The sequence below is a fragment of the Telluria sp. LT2P34 genome (assembly GCF_059685915.1).
The window spans coordinates 272,211-290,527 of record NZ_JCASIN010000002.1 but is presented as its reverse complement, the minus strand read 5'-3'; the positions used below and the strand labels follow the sequence as shown (position 1 = coordinate 290,527).

Below are 18,317 nucleotides of genomic sequence, written 5' to 3'. Positions count from 1 at the left end.
GCGCGCGGGTTTCGAGAGAATTCAATTCCTCACGGTAGCAGCTCTTCCTGGGAGCGAAAACGACGGCGCAAGCCGTCGTTTTCAATTGCGAGTTCGAAAAATCACACGGCATTGCCCTTGCACCTGACAATACGCAGCCGGGCAGTCGCTGGCTGGCCACCCGCATCGGCGATCGCGTCCGCTTCGGGCGTATCCTGGTCATGCTGGACAAAACCGCCGCCGTCGAGCCAGGCCTGGAAATTGCGCTGTGCCTGGTTCAGCCAGGCGGCGCGCAGCGGAGCGTTGCTGTTGCCATACAGATGGGGCAGGTCGCCGCCCGCAGTCCAGCGGGCCAGTGCCAGGCGCGTCGGGAACAGCGTCGACTCGGAACGCGCCAGCGACAGGCGCGTGGCTTTGAGCGCTGCCGCCGTGGGCGACGGCTGGCTGGCAGGGGGCACAAGCTTCATTGCGTGCATGGTGAGTCCTCTTCTTGTTTAGTAATTAATCCTAGTCCGCGGGTAATGAATTCCGGACGTGTCGTAGGCCGATTCCTAATGGAGTTGAAGTCTATCAATGGATCACCCATCACGATTGATTTACGTCAAACGTACATCTGTTTAATATCCTGACGGTAATATTGTGTCAACTATGCCGCATGGGTGCCTTCTGGTAAAGTCTCGCCCATGAGTAAACTATCCCTGGACCGGATCTTGCAGTCGCAAGGCTTCGGTACCCGCAAGTATTGCCGCGCCCTGATCGAAGACGGCGACGTCGCCGTCAACGGCGCCATTGTTGACAATTACAAGCTCGCCGTGGACACGGCCGGCCTGGTGCTGACCGTGTTCGACGAGGAGTGGGTGTACCGCGAACGCGTGTATATCGCCTTGTACAAACCGGCCAATTTCGAATGCTCGCGCAAACCCAGCCACCATCCGGGCGTGCTGACGCTGTTGCCCGAACAGTTCGCCTGGCGCGACGTGCAGCCGGTCGGCCGCCTCGACCACGACACCACGGGCCTGCTCCTGATGTCGGACGACGGCCCCTTCATCCACGCCCAGTCCTCGCCGAAGCGCCATGTGCCGAAGGTCTACCAGGCCACGACCGCGGAACCGGTGACGCCGGAACTCGTCGAACAATTGCTGGCCGGTGTGCAGTTGCATGACGAACCGGCGCCGCTGCGCGCCGTCTCCTGCGTGCAGCGCGGCGAGCACCTGCTCGAGATCGTGCTGGAGCAGGGAAAATATCACCAGGTCAAGCGCATGCTGGCCGCGGCCGGCAACCATTGCGGCGCCCTGCATCGCTCCGCCATCGGTAACTTGACGCTCGATGCGCTCGGATTGAAGGAAGGGGAGTGGTGCTTCCTTGAGCAGGCCCAGCTGGAGCTGCTGACGGCGTGAAACTTGCCACGATCAAGGACGGCAGCCGCGACGGCCAGCTGGCCGTCGTCTCGCGCGACCTGAAAAGCGCGCACATGGCCGACGCCATCTGCCCGACGCTGCAGGCCGCGCTCGACGACTGGGCCTTCATCGCGCCCCAGCTCGAAGCCTTGTCAAGCCAGCTCAACGCGGGGCAAACACGCCGCGCCTTCGACTTCGACCCGGCCAACTGCATGGCGCCGCTGCCGCGCCCCTGCCAGCTGGCCGTTGGCGCGGCCCGGCCTGAGCAGGCCGGCCAGGATGAGCCCCTGCTGGTCCAGTTGGCCGGCTGCGACATGCTCGGCCCGATGGACGACATCGTGCTGGCGCACGAAGCCTGGGGCATCGATTGCGAAGCCGGCCTCGCCGCGATCGTCGACGACCTGCCGCCGGGCGCCACGCCGGACGAGGCCCATGGCCGCATCCGGCTCCTGATGCTGGCCAACCACGTGTCGCTGCGTCATCTGGAGCCCGCCGAACTGGCCAGGGGATATGGCTTCCTGCAATCAAAGCCGGCCACCAGCTTTTCTCCGCTGGCGGTCACCCCTGACGAGTTCGGCGACGCCTGGCGCGGCGGCAAGCTGCACCTGCCGCTGCGCGCGACCTGGAACGACCATGCTGTCGGCACGCCGGATGCCGGCGCGGACATGGCCTTCAATTTCCCGCAACTGATCGCGCACCTGTGCAAGAGCCGCAGCGTGCGGGCCGGCAGCATCGTCGGGTCGGGCCCGGTGACGGACAAGGGCGTCGCCACCGGCGAGCCGGCCACGCCTTTCATGCGCTTTGGCGACGCGATCCGGATCGAGATGCTCGATGCGAAAGGGAAATCGGTGTTTGGGGCGATTGAGCAGGTAGTGCGCAAGGGGTGAAGGGCTTCATCGCCGGTGTCGATTGTTGTGTGGCCCTTCTTTTCTGCATGATTGAAATGCAGTAACATGCTTGACTGTACGCAGTACGCATCTCCGCTCCTCAATCAATAAACGGTCGACATCGCATCTGTCTCCGCCAGCCGGGCTGGTGAGCCTTGCCTGTGCCTCAAAGGGAAAAAGCATGACTATTCTCGTCACCGGCGGCGCCGGTTTTATCGGATCGAATTTCGTCAACGACTGGCTTTCCGCATGCGATGAGCCTGTTGTGAACCTCGATCTGCTGACTTATGCCGGCAATCTGGAAAACCTCGCGCAGCTGCAGGGCGACACACGCCATATCTTCGTGCGCGGCGATATTGGCGACGGGCAGCTAGTTTCCAGGCTGTTGGCCGAACACAAAGTACGTGCGGTCCTGAATTTTGCCGCAGAAAGTCATGTCGATCGTTCGATCGAGGGGCCCGAGGCATTCATCCAGACCAACATCGTCGGTACTTTCCACCTGCTCGAGGCGGTCCGTGCCTATTGGGGCGGCTTGGTTGAGCCAGAGCGTGCTGCCTTCCGCTTCCTGCATGTGTCGACCGATGAAGTCTACGGTTCCCTGGACAAGACTGCGCCTGCCTTCAGCGAAACGCACCGTTACGAACCGAGCAGTCCTTACTCGGCCAGCAAGGCCGCGTCCGATCACCTGGTTCGTTCTTATCATCACACCTATGGTTTGCCGGTACTGACGACCAACTGTTCGAATAACTATGGGCCTTACCATTTCCCTGAAAAGCTGATCCCGCTGGTGATTCACAACGCACTTGCCGGAAAGCCGCTGCCGATCTACGGCGACGGCCAGCAGATCCGCGACTGGCTGTTCGTTACCGATCACTGCAGCGCCATTCGTCGCGTGCTGGCAGAAGGCCGGCTTGGGGAAACGTATAACGTCGGCGGGTGGAACGAAAAGGCCAATATCGACGTTGTCCGCACGCTGTGCGCGATTCTCGACGAAGCCCACCCACGTGCGGACGGAGAGGGGTATTCCACACAGATTACGTATGTTAAGGACCGCCCGGGCCATGACCGCCGGTACGCCATCGACGCTACCAAGATCGAACGCGAACTGGGTTGGAAACCAGCCGAGACCTTCGAGTCGGGTATCCGCAAAACCGTGCTCTGGTATCTGGACAATCAGGCATGGGTGCAGAACGTCACAAGTGGCGCTTACCGGGAATGGCTGGAAAGGCAGTACGCGGCATGAAGATTTTGCTGCTAGGTAAAGACGGCCAGGTCGGCTGGGAGCTCCAGCGTTCGCTGGCCGTGCTCGGCGAGTTGCGTGCGCTTGGCCGACAGGATGTCGATCTCGAAGACCTCGACGCTCTGCGCCAGCGCGTGCGTGAATTTCGCCCGGATGTCATCGTCAATGCGGCGGCCTACACCGCCGTCGATAAAGCCGAAACCGATACCGACCGCGCTCATTGCATTAACGCTGCGGCAGCCGGCGTGCTCGCTGAAGAAGCGCATGCGCATGCGGCCTGGCTGGTGCACTATTCCACTGACTACGTTTTCGATGGCAGCAAGACAGCGCCCTATGTCGAGGACGACGTCACCAATCCCTTGTCGGTGTACGGGCGCACTAAGTGCGCCGGCGAAGAACTGGTGCGTGCTTCCGGCGCGCGGCACCTGATCCTGCGTACCAGCTGGGTATTCGCGGCGCGCGGCGGTAATTTTGCGAAAACGATGCTGCGGCTGGCCAAGGAGCGCGAACAGCTCAATGTGATCGCCGACCAGTTCGGTGCGCCTACGAGTGCTGAATTGATTGCCGATGCCACGGCCTTGGCCTTGTACCGAGTTCACCAGGGCGGCGAGGACGCAGCAAGCCTGTCCGGTACCTACCACCTGGCAGCTGGCGGCGAAACGACCTGGCATGGTTACGCGCAGTACGTCATCGAGCTGGCGCTCCAAGCGGGCGCGACGCTGAAAGCCGGTCCGGCCGCGCTCAATCCGATTCCGACCGAAGCCTATCCGCTTCCAGCGGCCAGGCCACGCAACTCCCGTCTCGACACCAGCGCTTTCCGCAGCGCCTTCGACCTGAACTTACCCGACTGGCGGTACCACGTGCAGCGCCTCATCGCCGAATTGTCGGCACAAGGACACCTATGAAACGCAAAGGCATCATCCTGGCTGGCGGTACCGGCAGCCGGCTCCATCCCGCCACACTGGCGATCTCGAAGCAGCTCCTGCCTGTCTTTGACAAGCCCATGATCTACTATCCGCTCAGCACACTGATGCTGGCCGGGATCAGCGATATCCTGATCATCTCGACGCCGCAGGACACGCCGCGCTTCGAGCAGCTGATGGGAGACGGCGCGCGCTGGGGCCTGAACCTGTCCTACGCAGTGCAGCCTTCGCCTGACGGACTGGCACAGGCTTTCCTGATCGGCGAGCGTTTCCTCGATGGCGCGCCTTCGGCACTCGTCCTGGGCGACAACATCTTCTATGGCCACGACTTCAACGACCTGCTGACCAATGCCGCGGCGCGCACCGATGGCGCCAGCGTATTTGCTTATCACGTCCACGATCCAGAGCGCTATGGTGTCGTCGAGTTCGACTCGACAGGGAAGGCCATCAGCCTCGAGGAAAAGCCGCTCGTACCGCGCTCGAACTACGCCGTCACCGGCTTGTATTTTTACGATGCGATGGTGAGCGACATAGCGCGCGAGCTGAAGCCGTCGCCACGCGGTGAGCTGGAAATCACGGATCTAAACCGCGTTTACCTGGAAATGGGCAAGCTCAGCGTCGAAATCATGGGCCGCGGCTACGCATGGCTCGACACCGGCACCCATGAGTCGCTGCTCGACGCCAGCCATTTCATTGCAACGCTCGAAAAGCGCCAGGGACTGAAAGTCGCCTGCCCCGAAGAAATCGCATTCCGCAAGGGGTGGATCAGCGCGGCCAAGCTGGAAGAGCTGGCTCAGCCATTGAAGAAAAACGGGTATGGCCAATACCTGCTGCGCATTCTGAATGAAACGGTGTTTTGATGAAAGCCACTTCTCTCGCCATTCCCGATGTCCTGCTGTTCGAGCCGCGCGTGTTCGGTGACGACCGCGGTTTCTTTTTCGAAAGTTTTAACCAGCGCGTGTTCGACGAAGCAGTCGGCCGCCAAGTGAATTTCGTCCAGGACAACCACTCGCGTTCGGCGCGCAACGTGCTGCGCGGCTTGCATTACCAGATCGAGCAAGCGCAGGGAAAGCTGGTGCGGGTCGTTGCCGGGAGCGTGTTCGACGTCGCCGTCGACCTGCGCAGGACGTCTCCGACCTACGGCAAGTGGGTGGGCGAAATCCTGAGCGCGGAAAACAAGCGCCAGTTGTGGGTGCCAGAGGGTTTCGCGCACGGTTTCCTGGTGTTGTCCGAAACCGCTGAATTCCTCTACAAAACCACCGATTTTTACTCGCCGGCGCACGAGCGTTGCATCGCGTGGAATGATCCGGCCCTGGCGATTGACTGGCCGGTCGGCGTAGCGCCGCTGGTCTCGGCCAAGGATGCAAAGGGTCAGTCCTTCGAGTCGGCGCAAGCTTTTGGCTAAGCTTCCGGCTGATATGGCTACTCGGCCATTATAAAAGGCCATAAAAGCGACTTTGTTGCCCGCACTTTGAGTAACACGCGCCGATTTTCTTGCCAAACTGCCCGTTATTTCCCAGCAAGCAAGCAAAAGCGTTTGTGGGCCGATGCTTTTCTGCATCGCCCCGATAAAACTGAACACAGACCCACGCCAGTTCATACTCTGCCGCGTTACCGTTTATCCTCAATCGCGCCTGCACACCAATGGTCTGGCAACTTAAATAATGCAGCTTAATAATATTCTTGGATTTGCTTTTGGACCAGTTGGCTCGGCTATTTTGGGCCTTGTTACTGTGCCGCTGACCGCGTGGGTTTTTTCTCCATCGGACCTGGGAAGACTGAATATCTTGCAGGTCGCCCAGTCTTTCGCCTTACTGTTTTCCGTGCTTGGTTTTGACCAGGCGTACGTGCGCGAACACCATGAAGCTGCAGACAAAGAACGGCTATTACTCAGCTGTTTTGTACCGGGGTTCGTGCTCCTCGTAGGAGCGGGTGTCGTGGCTGCTTTCTTCGCGAACGAGTTATCCGCATTCATGTACGCCGAAAGCAGCATCACGCTCTTTGTCTATACGATCTCCTTGTTCTACATTGGGCATGTATGCCGGTTTTTATCCCTGACACTAAGAATGGAAGGGCAAGGCTGGGCCTATTCGGCAAGCCAGCTGATTCCCAAGCTGGCTTACACCGCGGCTATCATCGTTCTTGCGTCGCTCGACTTTCATAAAAACTTTCTGCATCTTTTACTTTGCACCGTCTTGGCATCGCTGTCCATGCTGCTTGTGTTGGCATGGACAACCCGGGAGCAGTTACTGGGCGCTGCAAGAAAAAAAATCGACTATGCGAAGTTAAAGGCATTGCTGCCATTCAGCCTGCCGCTGGTATTTTCGGGCCTCGCCTATTGGGGACTTACTGCCACCAGCACAGTTGCATTGGGCAAGTGGTCGACACTGGCGGAGTTAGCGATTTTTTCGGTCGGAAACAGTTTTGCCAGCGTGGCCGTTGTCTTTCAATCGATTTTTTCCGTGATTTGGGCGCCCATGGTGTACAAATGGATAGCGGAAGATAAAGACATGAGTATCATTGACAAAACCTCCCAACAGGTGCTGGCGTTCATTTGCGCCCTAATCGCCTTGTGCGGAAGTTTTTCGTGGATGACTAACTTTATTTTGCCTGCGCACTATAAAGACATTGCATTGCTGTTGCCGGCCTTGTTGTTGCCGCCGTTGCTTTATATCCTAACGGAAACTACGTCGGTGGGAATAAATATTCAGCGCAAGACGATGTATTCCCTCATTAACACCTGTGTCTCCTTGATCATTAATGTTGTGTTCGCCTTCATGCTGGTTCCTTCGCATGGCGCGGCCGGCGCGGCTGCTTCAAACGCTATTGCATTCACCGCCTACTTCGTGTTGCAGACGGAAGTGTCAAGTCGAATATGGCACAGTCTCCCCAGAGTCGAGCTGTATGCTTATGTAATTGGCATTCTGGTGCTTTCCCTGTCAACAGCATTTTTCCCCTCTGGTTACCGCGAAATTCTTCATGGAGCATGGGCACTCATCTTTGTGGCGATTGTAATCAAGTTCAAGGCGCAGCTGCTTGGCATGTTCCAGTTATTCGCAAAAAAATAGAGGGGTTCTCATCATTATGCACATTCTCGTCATCCCCTCAGAGCACTTCGTCACCGAGAAGGCTCCACTTGCCGGAATTTTTCAGTACGACCAAGCGACCGCGCTAGCGAAAGCAGGCCATCAGGTTGGCGTGATCTCCGTCGGCTTCCACAATTTTCGCAATGTGCTGGAGGCGTATCCTTATCAGTCAGAGCAAATCGAGAAAAACCTTTGCATTTATAGGCGTTATAAGAAAAGTTATCTGCCACAGCGCTTCTTCGGACAAGAACGCGTCGAGCAGCGAAACATCGGGCTTTTCCTCAAAATCTTTCCACAATATTTGAAGAGACATGGCAAGCCTGATGTCATTCATGCGCACAACGCCTTCTACGCCGGCTTTATTGCGGAATATTTGTGGAACCATTACGCCATACCGTATGTGCTCACTGAGCACAGCAGCGCGTATGCACGGGGATCAATTACTGCCGAGTTGGTCGTCCGGTCCAAATCGGTTTGCGAGAACGCGAAAAGTCTCAGTTGCGTCAGCAGTTCCTTCCGTACGATCTTGAAAGAGCAACTTGGCTTCTCGTTTGAAGTACTGCACAACATTGTCGACACGGCGTTCTTCAATGCGGAACTGAAGCCTACCCGGGGCGATGAATTCATATTTTTGAATGTGGCATCGCTCGACGAAAATAAAAATCAAGCGCTCGCCATACGTGCGTTTTCCAGGGAGTTCAAAGGGCGTAAGGTGATCTTGCGAATCGCCGGCGATGGGCCACTTCGAGCCTCACTGGCAGCACTTGCCGTGGAGCTGGGGGTAGGACATCAAGTCGAGTTCTTGGGGCTAATTTCTAGAGAGGCGGTACAGGAAGCCATGCAGCAAGCTGACTGTTTTGTGCTGCCAAGCAACTTTGAAACCTTTGGCGTCGTTCTCATCGAAGCAATGGCCTGCGGCTTGCCCTTGGTAGCGACCCGATCAGGTGGGCCGGCGGACATTGTCACCGCTGAAAACGGAATCTTGGTGGATGTCGGGAGCGAAGCGCAGTTGGCCGCCGCAATGGTGCAGATGTTTGTCTCTTCCGGGGCCTACCCGCGCGCTAAGGTTCGGAGTTACGCAAAGTCCCATTTCGGCGAAGAAGCATTCGTCCGCAACGCCGTTGACCTGTACGCCAGGGCTTTAAGATGATATGTCGGCCCGTGCTGTAGGTAAGCGTTCGTTACAGGCATGGCATTATCGCCAACGTAATGCGTGAAGTGCCCACGAACGATCGGTGAAGACATGCCGTTATATCGTCCTTATTCACATCAATTCCAGTGCGCGTGAAAATGGCAGTCTGAATTCTCACGCAAAATCACCGTCACTTTAATCACGACGAGTTAATCACCTCGTCCGTGATTACTTCGCCGCGTCGGACTTGCTTCTGTGAACGCCTAGTTGCACAAGCGATACCTGGCCTGGCGCGACGCCGATGTCCAGGGTGCTGGCGCAACCTCCATCCTCATTGCTATTGAGCTAACTCAAACTGTTGATGTGGTAAATGTGCTGAACGTCGGGCGTAAAAAAGCAGCTTTATGCGCCGTTTAGTTTAGCGACCCATTTCCCTCGGCCAACGAATCGGTTAAAATCGCGAGTTGTTCATATACGTCCCGCGTCCTTCCGCGCCCCATCACCAATGTTCAAAATTAGCACCGGTTTTTTGGCGGTCATCCTGGCCGTTTCCAGTATTGGCGCTTCTGCTCAAAGCATGGGCAGCCGGGACGACCTGTTCGGCCAGGAGCCGCCGACGGCGCAAAGTGCCGCTAACGCGCCTGCCGCAACTTCGTCAAGGGTTCGTATTACCAACGGCGACCGGTCGGGGCGGCTGGAACGGGCGGATCGGCCACAGGGCGGCAGCGCCACCTTCCAGCAAGGTCTCGGCGCCCAGCGCATCGACGCCCGGCGTGGTGACGAGCGTGCCGATGATGCTGAACCCCCTACGCCCGAGGTGATCAGCGAGTTTCAGAAGTTCCTGTCAGATAGTACGGGGCAAATCCTGCCGGTCTTCGGCGCGGGGTTTTTCGAGTCCACACAATCTGCTTTCGCACCAATTGGCGGCGGGCCACTGCCGTCCGACCAGCCGCTTGGCCCTGGCGACGAACTGCTCATTCGTGGGACCGGCACCATCGATATCGATTACCGCGCAACCATTGACCGTAGTGGCACGATCTCGATCCCGACCGTTGGCACGGTCGTGCTGGCAGGGGTAAGGGCTGGCTCGGCCGAGAACGTGATCCGCGCGGCGATTGCGCGCTTGTACAAAGGGGTCAACGTCAGTGTGACCTTCGGCCAACTGCGCTCGACGACGGTGTACGTAGTGGGACAGGCAAAACGGCCTGGCACCTATACGGTGTCGAGCCTGTCGACACTGGTGACAGCGCTCTTTGTCAGCGGTGGTCCAACCGCCAACGGCAGCATGCGCCGCGTGCAAGTCAAGCGTAGCGGCAAGACGGTTGCAGAACTCGACCTGTATGCGTTCATCGCCAAGGGCGACAAATCCGGCGACATCCGTCTGCAGGACGGCGACACGATCGTTATCCCGCCTGCCGGCGGCTTCGTCGCACTGGTGGGCAAGGTCAATGCGCCTGCGATCTACGAGATCAAGGGTAACGGCGATACGGTCGAGTCCCTGCTCGACCTCGCCGGCGGCCTGCCGGTCGTGGCCGATCCGCGCCGCGCGTTTCTCGAGCGTATCGACCCGAGCCGCAGTCAGCCACGCAGCGTCGAGCAGTTTGCCCTGAATAGTGAAGGCCTCAAGCGCAGCCTGAAGAACGGCGACGTGCTGAACATTACCTCGATCACCCCGGACTTCTCGAACGCCGTGGTATTGCGCGGCAATGTCGACCAGGCTGTGCGCGTTCCGTTCAAAGCGAACATGCGCGTAAGCGACCTGATCCCAAGCCGGGAGTACCTTATCACCCGCAGCTCGATCAAGCGCCAGAACAATGCTGTGACGACCAGCGAAGAAGTGCGCGAACTGCGCAGCGACGAGCGCTTGAGCGAACGGGACCGCGAGCAGATGGGCTTGGGGCGCGCCGCCTCGCTGGGCGAGGGCGAGCGCGCCGCGAATGGCGAAGAGCGCTCGATCGCTTCGCGCATCGGTGGATTGATCGACGAAATCAACTGGGATTATGCGGTGGTGGAGCGAATCAACCGCGCCGACCTGAGCGTCAGCCTGATTCCTTTCAATCTCGGCAAGGTGTTCACTAATCCACAGGGACCTGACAACGTCCAGCTGCAGCCGGGCGACACCGTCACTGTGTTCTCGCACGAAGACGTGGCGGTACCAATGGACAAGCGCCGTGTGTTCGTGCGTGTCGAAGGCGAAGTGCAGGTGCCTGGTGTCTATCAGATGAGCGCAGGCGAAACACTGCAGACCCTGCTGGCCAAGGCCGGCGGTCCAACCGGCAATGCCTACCTGTTCGGTACGGCGTTCTACCGCGAGCAGGTGCGCAAGGAGCAGCAGACTAATCTCGAAAAAGCGGCCGTTCGCCTGGAAGCCCAGCTGCGCTCGCAGCAGGCCAAAGGGATCGCCAACATAGGTGCCATGAGTGCCGCCGATGCCGCGGCAGCCGCGTCGCAGCGTCAGGTGGAAATGCAGATTGCCGAAGAGACGATTCGCCGCTTCCGCCAGCTCAAGCCGACAGGCCGTATCGCCTTCAGCCTCGAGCCGAGCGAAAAATCATTTGCGCGGCTACCGCAGATCAAACTTGCAAACGGCGATCGCCTGGTCGTGCCGGCGCGTCCCGAGTTCGTGCACGTCTTTGGCGCCGTCAATGCGGAAGCTTCGCCCTTGTGGCGTGCGAACAGCCGCGTCAAGGATTACCTGCGCATCGCCGGCGTCACGACGGACGCCGATATCGACAACGTATTCGTGATCCGCGTCGATGGCACGGTGGTTACCGCCGGCTCGAATGGCTGGCTCTCCATGGGCGTCGGTGCGATGGAAGTCATGCCTGGCGACAGCATCGTGATTCCAGAAAAATTTGACAAGGAAACGTCATGGACCAAGTTCACCAAGGGTACCCGTGAGTGGGCGCAGATTTTTGCGAACTTCGGCCTGGGTGCGGCGGCGATCAAAACGCTGCGTGACTGACGACAACCATGGCGGCGGCGTCGCCTCCCTTTAAAAGCGTGAAAGTGGCCGTAGAAATGAATGAGGCAAATACGACAGGAAGTAGTTCGTCTGCCGGTAGCGAGCAAGAGCTGGGTCTTGTCGACCTGTTGATTGTGCTGGCTCGTCACAAGAAAAAACTGGTGGGATGGACCTTGTCTGCAGCCTTGCTGGCAGCCGGAGGCAGTTATCTCCTGCCAGAGGTGTATTCAGCGAATACCAAACTGTTGCCCCCTCAGCAGGCCCAGAGCGGAGCTGCCGCGCTCCTGTCGCAACTGGGCGGCGCAGCCGGCATGGCGGCCGGCGTTACTGGTTTGAAGAGCCCTAACGACTTGTATATCGGCATGCTGGCCAGTCGAACCGTAGCAGACCGGCTGATCACGGCTTTCGACCTGAAAAAGGTCTATGGGACGCAATCGCAGGATGAAGCGCGCGAGTTCTTGGCGCGCAACACCATGATCGCGGTCGGCAAAGAAGGCCTGATTTCGATCGAAGTGGAGGATCACGACCGGGCACGCGTCGCACCGCTGGCCAACGCTTACGCGAATGAATTGAAGCGGCTCACGACCACCCTTGCGCTGAGCGAAGCTTCGCAGCGACGCCTCTTTTACGAGCAGCAGCTCGAGCTGGCAAAAAACCGCCTGACAAAAGCAGAGGTATCGCTCAAGCAGGGGCTTGGCACACGCGGTGTCGTCAGCGTTGATGCGGAAAGCGCTGCAATTGTCGAGACTGGGGCACGCCTGCGCGCGCAAGTCTCTGCAAAAGAGGTGCAGCTCGAATCGATGAAGGCCTTCGTTACTACGACTAACCCGGAGTATCGCCGCGTCGTGGAAGATCTGAGCAGCCTGCGTAACGAGATCGCGAAACTTCAAAACGGACGGCCGTCCGAATCGAACGGGTCTGGCGCTACTGGTGGAATCGAGAACATCGCGCTGCTGCGGGACGTTAAATATTATCAAATGCTGTTCGAGGTACTCGCCAAGCAATATGAAATCGCCCGCCTGGAGGAAGCAAAAGACCACGCGGTGGTTCAGGTGCTCGATCCGGCGGTTACGCCGGAGCGGCGAGCCCGGCCGAAGCGCGCCTTGCTCGTGCTGCTTGCTTCGCTCTTCGCCATCTTTACCTGCCTTGCATTCATTTTCGTCCTCGAAATGAAACGTCGGGCGCGCAGTTCCCCAGAGCGTGCCGGGAAATGGGACGAATTGCGGTCCCATCTGCGCATGCGGTGACAGAGCGATGGCGAAAGCCATTCCAGTTATCAGGACATTCCAAAGGCCATCGAATCGACGATCGCCTGGTCATCAAGCTTAATAGTAAATATTGGAAATAACAGTGAAAAAGACAATTACCGGCAGGAAGATTCGTATTGCGGTGGTGGGTTGCGGACGTATTTCAAAGAACCATTTTGCAGCAATTCAGCAGCATGGCGATGATTTCGAACTCGTAGCGGTCTGCGACGTCGACCAGGTTGTGCTCGATGCGCATGCCGCCGAATACAAAGTGCCGGCGTACCGCCACCTTGAAGAGATGCTCAAGTCCGAAACGCTTGACCTGATCGCCTTGTGCACCCCGAGCGGTACCCATCCCGACCAAGCCGTCCTGGCTGCAAAGCACGGCGTCAACGTCATGACGGAAAAGCCGATGGCTACCCGCTGGAGCGATGGCGTACGTATGGTAAAAGCCTGTGACGAAGCCGGAGTCCATCTGTTCGTGGTGAAGCAGAACCGGCGTAATACTACCCTCCAGCTCCTCAAGCGTGCAGTGGAAGAAAAACGCTTCGGCAAGATCCACATGGTGCACCTGAATGTCTTCTGGTCGCGTCCGCAGTCGTACTATGACCAGGCGAAATGGCGCGGTACCTGGGAATTCGACGGCGGTGCATTCATGAACCAGGCCAGCCATTATGTCGACCTGCTTGATTGGCTGATCGGCCCAGTCGACAAGATCCAGGCAATGATGAGTACCACGCGTGATATCGAAGTCGAAGACACCGGCGTGCTCAATGTCAGCTGGCGCAACGGTGCGCTGGGCTCGATGAGCGTCACGATGCTGACCTACCCGAAGAACCTGGAAGGCAGCATCACGATCCTCGGCGAAAAGGGCACCGTCCGCATTGGCGGCGTGGCCGTGAACGAGATCGAAATGTGGAACTTCGCCGAGCCGAAGGATTACGATGAGCAAATCTCGTCCGCTAATTACGAGACCACGTCGGTATATGGCTATGGCCATCCCCTGTATTACAAGAATGTCGTGGACGCGATGCGTGGACTGGCGGAACCGGAAACGGACGGCAGGGAGGGCTTGAAGTCGCTTGAGGTGCTGGTTGCGGCCTACCTGGCGGCACGCGACGGCAAAACCATCTCGCTGCCCCTGGAATATTAAGTTTTCTTCAGGCGTTCATGCGCCGGCAATCACGTACAACCGCGACCTCAATCAGACCAAAATGACCAACACACTTATTCACCCTACCGCCATCGTCGATGACGGCGCAACCATCGGCGCAGATTCCCGTGTATGGCACTGGGCCCACATTTGCGGCCAAGCGCGCATTGGCTCTGGCTGTTCGTTCGGGCAAAATGTTTTCGTTGGCAATGATGTGGTTATCGGGAATAACTGCAAGGTACAAAATAACGTCAGCATCTATGACGCGGTGACATTGGAAGACGATGTATTCTGCGGGCCGAGCATGGTATTTACCAACGTCCATAACCCACGCGCGGCAGTACAACGCAAGAGCGAATATCGCAGGACGACCGTCCGGCAAGGGGCGACGCTGGGCGCCAACTGCACGATCGTCTGCGGTGTCACGGTCGGCGAGTTCGCTTTTGTGGGCGCCGGCGCTGTCGTCACGCACGACGTCGCGCCCTATGCCCTGATGGTTGGCGTCCCTGCACGGCAGATTGGGTGGATGAGCCAGTACGGTGAACGGCTAGCGCTCCCGATCGAAGGCGATGGAGAAACGATTTGCCCGCATATGGGAGTTCGTTACGTATTAAGGGACGGAAAATGCAACGTGGAGAAGAACAAGTGAAAGCAATGGAATTCTGCGATTTGAAAAGCCAGTACGCGCGCCTGAAAGACGACGTCGACGCACGCGTATTGAAAGTATTCGAGCATGGCCAATACATTCTCGGCCCTGAAGTGGCGGAACTCGAGACGAAGCTTGCCGCCTTCACCGAAGCGAAATACTGCATCAGTGTCGCCAACGGAACGGACGCGTTGCAAATCGCGCTGATGGCGCTTGGCGTCGGCCCCGGCGATGAAGTCATCACACCGGGCTTCACTTACATCGCCACGGCCGAAACCGTTGCCCTGCTGGGCGCGCGGCCAGTTTATGTCGATATCGACCCGCGCACCTACAACATGGACCCGGCCACGCTGTCGCAAGCGATCACTGCACGCACCAAAGCGATTATTCCGGTCAGCCTGTATGGCCAATGCGCTGATATGGACGCCATCAATGCTGTCGCCGCCGAGCACGGCATCCCGGTAATCGAGGATGCTGCGCAAAGCTTTGGCGCCACTTACAAGGGGCGCCAGAGTTGCAATCTGTCGACCATCGCATGCACCAGTTTCTTCCCGAGCAAGCCGCTTGGCTGCTACGGCGATGGCGGCGCGATCTTTACGAACGACGATTCACTGGCGACAATCATGCGTCAGATCGCGCGCCATGGCCAGGATCGCCGCTACCACCATATCCGGGTAGGCGTGAACAGCCGCCTCGATACGGTCCAGGCCGCTGTCTTGCTGTCGAAGCTCAGCGTGTTTGACGACGAGACGACACTGCGTAACCAGGTTGCGGCACGCTACTCGATGTTGTTGGAGCAGGCCGGTTTCGATACGGTGCCTTACGTCGAATCGTTCAATACCAGCGCGTGGGCGCAGTTTACGGTCCGTGTGGAACAGCGCGATGCGGTACAGGCGCATCTCAAGGAAGCCGGTGTGCCAACCGCGGTGCATTACCCGATTCCGCTGAACCTGCAGCCAGCTGTGGCAGATGCTGGCGCAATCTTGCCGGTGGGGAACGAGACCGCAAAGAGGGTGCTCAGCCTTCCTTTCAGTGCCTACCTCACCGAGGCCGACCAGGATCGTGTCGTTGCCGCCTTGGTCAGCGCGCGGGGCTGACGCGGTCTATGTCTCAGAAGTCAATACTTATCGTGACATATGGTTTCCCTCCCCATATCAAGAGTCTGGGTGGGGCAATTCGTATGCTGAAGCTGGCAGAGTACCTGCAGAGTAAAGGCTGCAAGGTCAGGGTGTTATGCGCACGAACGCCTCACGTCGATACCTTTGGTTACGACGCACTGCTGGCCTCGCTGTCGATCACGTATGTCGACGACCCGGTTGCAATGGCAGGCGCCCGCGTGTTTGCCGGCCAGCCAGGACAGGGCCAGGGGACTGCGTCCCTGCTTGGCCGGATCAAGAACCGCCTTAAGCGTACCGTCATCGAAGGGTTGACTCCGGATACCGCAGTGCTTACGGTCGGGCGGATGAAGCGTGCCGCGCTGGAAATCGCACAGTCCGAGCCGGGCCTCACGGTGATCACGTCAGGCCCGCCACACAGCATCCACCTGGTCGGGGCCTGGCTCAAGCGCCGTATGCCGTCCGTCCACTGGCTCGCGGATTACCGCGACAGCTGGAACGGCTCGTCGCTGTTTCGCAAAGACACCGCGTTCCTGCAAAAGCTCAACGAGCGATTCGAGCGTCAGGTGCTCGGGCAGTGCGACAACTTCACCTACATCAGCCAGCCAATGCTGGGCAAGGCGATCGGCTATTCGGATGCTTCCCTGGCAGCCAAGGCGCACCTGATCGCCAACGGCTTCGACGCGTCGATTTTGGAACACTTCCCTTGGACGGAAAAGCCGGAAGGTACGCTGCGTCTCGGGTATTTCGGCGCGATCGACGACGGGAAAGATAGTTACCGCAACCCCGAATGCCTGTTCGAGATTGTCGAGCAGATGCCGGAGTCGTCCATTTGTCTCGAGTTCTACGGCACGATCGCTCTTTCTCCCGTCTGGCAGCAACGCCTGGGCCGGCGCTTGTTAATCGGCTCGCGACTCACCCACCGCGACGTGTTCAAAAAAATGGCGGACATGGATGCCCTGTTGCTGCTGCATACCCGCGAGGATGGCGCCGACGAGGTCGTAACCGGAAAGGTGTTCGAATATGTTGCTTCGCGCTTACCGATCGTCTCCGTCGGTCCGCCCCAGATGGCCGTCAATGCGCTTCTCAAGGAAGACAAGTCGCTGTTCTGCGCGAACCATTCGGATCCACAAGCCCTGCGCGCGATGCTGACAAAGCTGGTTGCGCTGAAAGCGGCACGCTTGTTGCCGGCCCGCGAGACGGGGCAGATGGAATCGTTCAGTCGCGAGCGACAGTTTTCCATGCTGCTCGACCTCATCACGGCGCGTTCGGGAGCGGCACATGTTTCCTGAACAGGCTGGCCGGACAATACAGCTGAGCATTTGCGTCATCGGTCGCAATGAGGGCCGCCATCTGGCTGCCTGCGCCGCATCCTTGCGGCAGCTCGATGCGCTCGGCATCGAGTACGAAACACTTTTCGTCGATTCCGCGTCGACGGACGATTCCGTCGCGATTGCCGAGGCAAATTTCGAGAAAGTAATCTGCTTAACTGCAAGCAAATACCTGAATGCGGGCGCGGCGCGCCACGTCGGGACCAACAATTGTACGGGAACCTGGATCCTCTACATGGACGGGGACATGGAGCTGTGCCCTGACAGCATGCCGGTCATTCAGGAGCTGATCAATTCCGGTCGCGAGCGGGCGGGCTTGTGCGCTTACACCGAGAATGTGTTCCCCGATGGTACGCGCGACCTGATCGAGTTCAAGGGTAACCGTCCAGGAAAGCCATGCCGGATGATCGGTGGCACATCGATATTGCCTCGCAACGATGTGATTGCCGCTGGTAATTGGGCATGCACCTTGTTCGCTTACGAAGAGTCCGAATTGTATTCGCGCTTGCTGGCACATGGTGTCGAGGTCATCTGGCATTCATGCCGCCTGGTCGAGCACAAGACGCCAAAGGTAGCGACCCTGCGCAAGCTGGCTGGCGTCGTGGTTCCCTACCGCTCGTACCTGGGGAAGAAATTTTACGGGGCAGGGCAGGTGACCCAGCTGACTCTTCGTAACGGCAACTTCCTCGATTTCGCACGCTTGAAACCGGATACTTACCTGATGTCGGCAGGCCTGATGTCGGCCGCACTCGTTTCGCCGGTGCTGGGCTGGTATGGCCTGGTGTTCCCATCGGTTGCCTTTTTGGCGAACTGTGCGCGTTCAGGCATCAGGGGAGCCATCAACAATACTTGCTGGCAGTCGCAGCTGATTTGCGGGCTTGGCCGGCTCAAGGCAGACTTCACTCCGGTGATCGAGCAGGTTCTGGCGAACTCCCATGTAAAAGAGCAGCCCGCCAGATCGATCAGGGCCGCCAGGTCCATGCGATGACCCAGTCGATCGGTCGCCTGCTGGCGCTTGTGTCGGGCCTGATCCGCGTCCGCCGATTTCTCGTGTCCTCCCTCAGCTATAATTACGATCCGGCCAAACGGCGCAGTGATGAGCTCATGCTGGTACTGCAAAACCTCGCTTGCGCCGGGTGCCTGTTGCCCCTGCCAGGAAATGACACGGCAATCTCCCTGCGACCGCTGTCGAATATTTCCAGCAGTCCTATTTAGA

17 protein-coding genes are annotated in these 18,317 nt (G+C 58.5%); 16 read left to right on the top strand and 1 reads right to left on the bottom strand.

The genetic code is table 11. From position 1 onward, the window contains the following. Nucleotides 1-101: 101 nt before the first annotated feature. The gene (locus AC56KZ_RS07195) at nucleotides 102-455 is read right to left on the bottom strand and encodes a hypothetical protein (protein ID WP_497161472.1); all 354 of its coding nucleotides are present in this window, start codon (nucleotides 453-455) and stop codon (nucleotides 102-104) included. A gap of 207 nt (nucleotides 456-662) precedes the next feature. On the opposite strand from AC56KZ_RS07195, the gene AC56KZ_RS07190 reads away from it, so the two are divergent. From AC56KZ_RS07190 to AC56KZ_RS07115, 16 genes are all read left to right on the top strand, one after another. Further along, on the top strand, nucleotides 663-1,376 hold the full coding sequence (locus AC56KZ_RS07190; RefSeq protein ID WP_497161471.1) for a pseudouridine synthase: 714 nt from the start codon (nucleotides 663-665) through the stop codon (nucleotides 1,374-1,376). Continuing rightward, nucleotides 1,373-2,263: a fumarylacetoacetate hydrolase family protein gene (locus tag AC56KZ_RS07185; RefSeq protein WP_497161470.1), complete on the top strand. Its 891-nt coding sequence runs from the start codon at nucleotides 1,373-1,375 to the stop codon at nucleotides 2,261-2,263. Before AC56KZ_RS07190 ends, AC56KZ_RS07185 begins: the two co-directional genes overlap by 4 nt. Nucleotides 2,264-2,444: 181 nt before the next feature. Further along, on the top strand, nucleotides 2,445-3,506 hold the full coding sequence (rfbB, locus tag AC56KZ_RS07180) for a dTDP-glucose 4,6-dehydratase (RefSeq protein ID WP_497161469.1): 1,062 nt from the start codon (nucleotides 2,445-2,447) through the stop codon (nucleotides 3,504-3,506). Next, nucleotides 3,503-4,408 carry a dTDP-4-dehydrorhamnose reductase gene (rfbD, locus tag AC56KZ_RS07175; protein WP_497161468.1) on the top strand — a complete coding sequence of 302 codons (906 nt, stop codon included), beginning with the start codon at nucleotides 3,503-3,505 and terminating at the stop codon, nucleotides 4,406-4,408. Before rfbB ends, rfbD begins: the two co-directional genes overlap by 4 nt. Then, the gene (gene rfbA / locus AC56KZ_RS07170; RefSeq protein WP_497161467.1) at nucleotides 4,405-5,286 is read left to right on the top strand and encodes a glucose-1-phosphate thymidylyltransferase RfbA; all 882 of its coding nucleotides are present in this window, start codon (nucleotides 4,405-4,407) and stop codon (nucleotides 5,284-5,286) included. Before rfbD ends, rfbA begins: the two co-directional genes overlap by 4 nt. After that, nucleotides 5,286-5,831, top strand: coding sequence for a dTDP-4-dehydrorhamnose 3,5-epimerase (gene rfbC / locus AC56KZ_RS07165; protein WP_497161466.1), 546 nt, complete (start codon nucleotides 5,286-5,288; stop codon nucleotides 5,829-5,831). Before rfbA ends, rfbC begins: the two co-directional genes overlap by 1 nt. 259 nt (nucleotides 5,832-6,090) lie before the next feature. Beyond that, complete coding sequence (locus tag AC56KZ_RS07160; RefSeq protein ID WP_497161465.1) at nucleotides 6,091-7,494, top strand: lipopolysaccharide biosynthesis protein; 1,404 nt, start codon at nucleotides 6,091-6,093, stop codon at nucleotides 7,492-7,494. A gap of 16 nt (nucleotides 7,495-7,510) precedes the next feature. Next, nucleotides 7,511-8,662: a glycosyltransferase gene (locus tag AC56KZ_RS07155; protein WP_497161464.1), complete on the top strand. Its 1,152-nt coding sequence runs from the start codon at nucleotides 7,511-7,513 to the stop codon at nucleotides 8,660-8,662. Nucleotides 8,663-9,149: 487 nt separating this feature from the next. Beyond that, nucleotides 9,150-11,609 (top strand): polysaccharide biosynthesis/export family protein, encoded by a 2,460-nt coding sequence (locus tag AC56KZ_RS07150; protein ID WP_497161463.1) that lies wholly within the window; start codon nucleotides 9,150-9,152, stop codon nucleotides 11,607-11,609. Between the two features lie 8 nt (nucleotides 11,610-11,617). After that, on the top strand, nucleotides 11,618-12,856 hold the full coding sequence (locus tag AC56KZ_RS07145) for a GNVR domain-containing protein (RefSeq protein WP_497161462.1): 1,239 nt from the start codon (nucleotides 11,618-11,620) through the stop codon (nucleotides 12,854-12,856). Nucleotides 12,857-12,959: 103 nt separating this feature from the next. Next, on the top strand, nucleotides 12,960-14,009 hold the full coding sequence (locus AC56KZ_RS07140) for a Gfo/Idh/MocA family protein (RefSeq protein ID WP_497161461.1): 1,050 nt from the start codon (nucleotides 12,960-12,962) through the stop codon (nucleotides 14,007-14,009). A gap of 61 nt (nucleotides 14,010-14,070) precedes the next feature. After that, nucleotides 14,071-14,658, top strand: coding sequence for an acyltransferase (locus tag AC56KZ_RS07135; RefSeq protein WP_497161460.1), 588 nt, complete (start codon nucleotides 14,071-14,073; stop codon nucleotides 14,656-14,658). A gap of 5 nt (nucleotides 14,659-14,663) precedes the next feature. Continuing rightward, nucleotides 14,664-15,752, top strand: a complete 1,089-nt coding sequence (locus AC56KZ_RS07130; RefSeq protein WP_497162119.1) for a DegT/DnrJ/EryC1/StrS family aminotransferase — start codon at nucleotides 14,664-14,666, stop codon at nucleotides 15,750-15,752. An 8-nt stretch (nucleotides 15,753-15,760) separates the two neighbouring features. Continuing rightward, nucleotides 15,761-17,062 (top strand): glycosyltransferase, encoded by a 1,302-nt coding sequence (locus AC56KZ_RS07125; protein ID WP_497161459.1) that lies wholly within the window; start codon nucleotides 15,761-15,763, stop codon nucleotides 17,060-17,062. After that, nucleotides 17,052-18,089, top strand: coding sequence for a glycosyltransferase family 2 protein (locus AC56KZ_RS07120; protein WP_497161458.1), 1,038 nt, complete (start codon nucleotides 17,052-17,054; stop codon nucleotides 18,087-18,089). The genes AC56KZ_RS07125 and AC56KZ_RS07120 overlap by 11 nt, the downstream gene beginning before the upstream one ends. Next, a complete protein-coding gene (locus AC56KZ_RS07115) occupies nucleotides 18,086-18,316 on the top strand; it encodes a hypothetical protein (protein ID WP_497161457.1) in 231 nt (76 codons plus the stop codon). The genes AC56KZ_RS07120 and AC56KZ_RS07115 overlap by 4 nt, the downstream gene beginning before the upstream one ends. Nucleotide 18,317 lies beyond the last annotated feature (1 nt).

Bases quoted from the DNA above. Each gene is read 5' to 3' on its own strand.
- AC56KZ_RS07160 (WP_497161465.1), top strand. From the start codon at position 6,091: ATGCAGCTTAATAATATTCTTGGATTTGCTTTTGGACCAGTTGGCTCG.
- AC56KZ_RS07195 (WP_497161472.1), bottom strand. From the start codon at position 455: ATGCACGCAATGAAGCTTGTGCCCCCTGCCAGCCAGCCGTCGCCCACG.
- AC56KZ_RS07115 (WP_497161457.1), top strand. From the start codon at position 18,086: ATGACCCAGTCGATCGGTCGCCTGCTGGCGCTTGTGTCGGGCCTGATC.
- rfbA (WP_497161467.1), top strand. From the start codon at position 4,405: ATGAAACGCAAAGGCATCATCCTGGCTGGCGGTACCGGCAGCCGGCTC.
- rfbB (WP_497161469.1), top strand. From the start codon at position 2,445: ATGACTATTCTCGTCACCGGCGGCGCCGGTTTTATCGGATCGAATTTC.
- AC56KZ_RS07130 (WP_497162119.1), top strand. From the start codon at position 14,664: ATGGAATTCTGCGATTTGAAAAGCCAGTACGCGCGCCTGAAAGACGAC.
- AC56KZ_RS07125 (WP_497161459.1), top strand. From the start codon at position 15,761: ATGTCTCAGAAGTCAATACTTATCGTGACATATGGTTTCCCTCCCCAT.
- AC56KZ_RS07145 (WP_497161462.1), top strand. From the start codon at position 11,618: ATGGCGGCGGCGTCGCCTCCCTTTAAAAGCGTGAAAGTGGCCGTAGAA.
- AC56KZ_RS07155 (WP_497161464.1), top strand. From the start codon at position 7,511: ATGCACATTCTCGTCATCCCCTCAGAGCACTTCGTCACCGAGAAGGCT.
- AC56KZ_RS07120 (WP_497161458.1), top strand. From the start codon at position 17,052: ATGTTTCCTGAACAGGCTGGCCGGACAATACAGCTGAGCATTTGCGTC.
- rfbC (WP_497161466.1), top strand. From the start codon at position 5,286: ATGAAAGCCACTTCTCTCGCCATTCCCGATGTCCTGCTGTTCGAGCCG.
- rfbD (WP_497161468.1), top strand. From the start codon at position 3,503: ATGAAGATTTTGCTGCTAGGTAAAGACGGCCAGGTCGGCTGGGAGCTC.
- AC56KZ_RS07190 (WP_497161471.1), top strand. From the start codon at position 663: ATGAGTAAACTATCCCTGGACCGGATCTTGCAGTCGCAAGGCTTCGGT.
- AC56KZ_RS07135 (WP_497161460.1), top strand. From the start codon at position 14,071: ATGACCAACACACTTATTCACCCTACCGCCATCGTCGATGACGGCGCA.
- AC56KZ_RS07150 (WP_497161463.1), top strand. From the start codon at position 9,150: ATGTTCAAAATTAGCACCGGTTTTTTGGCGGTCATCCTGGCCGTTTCC.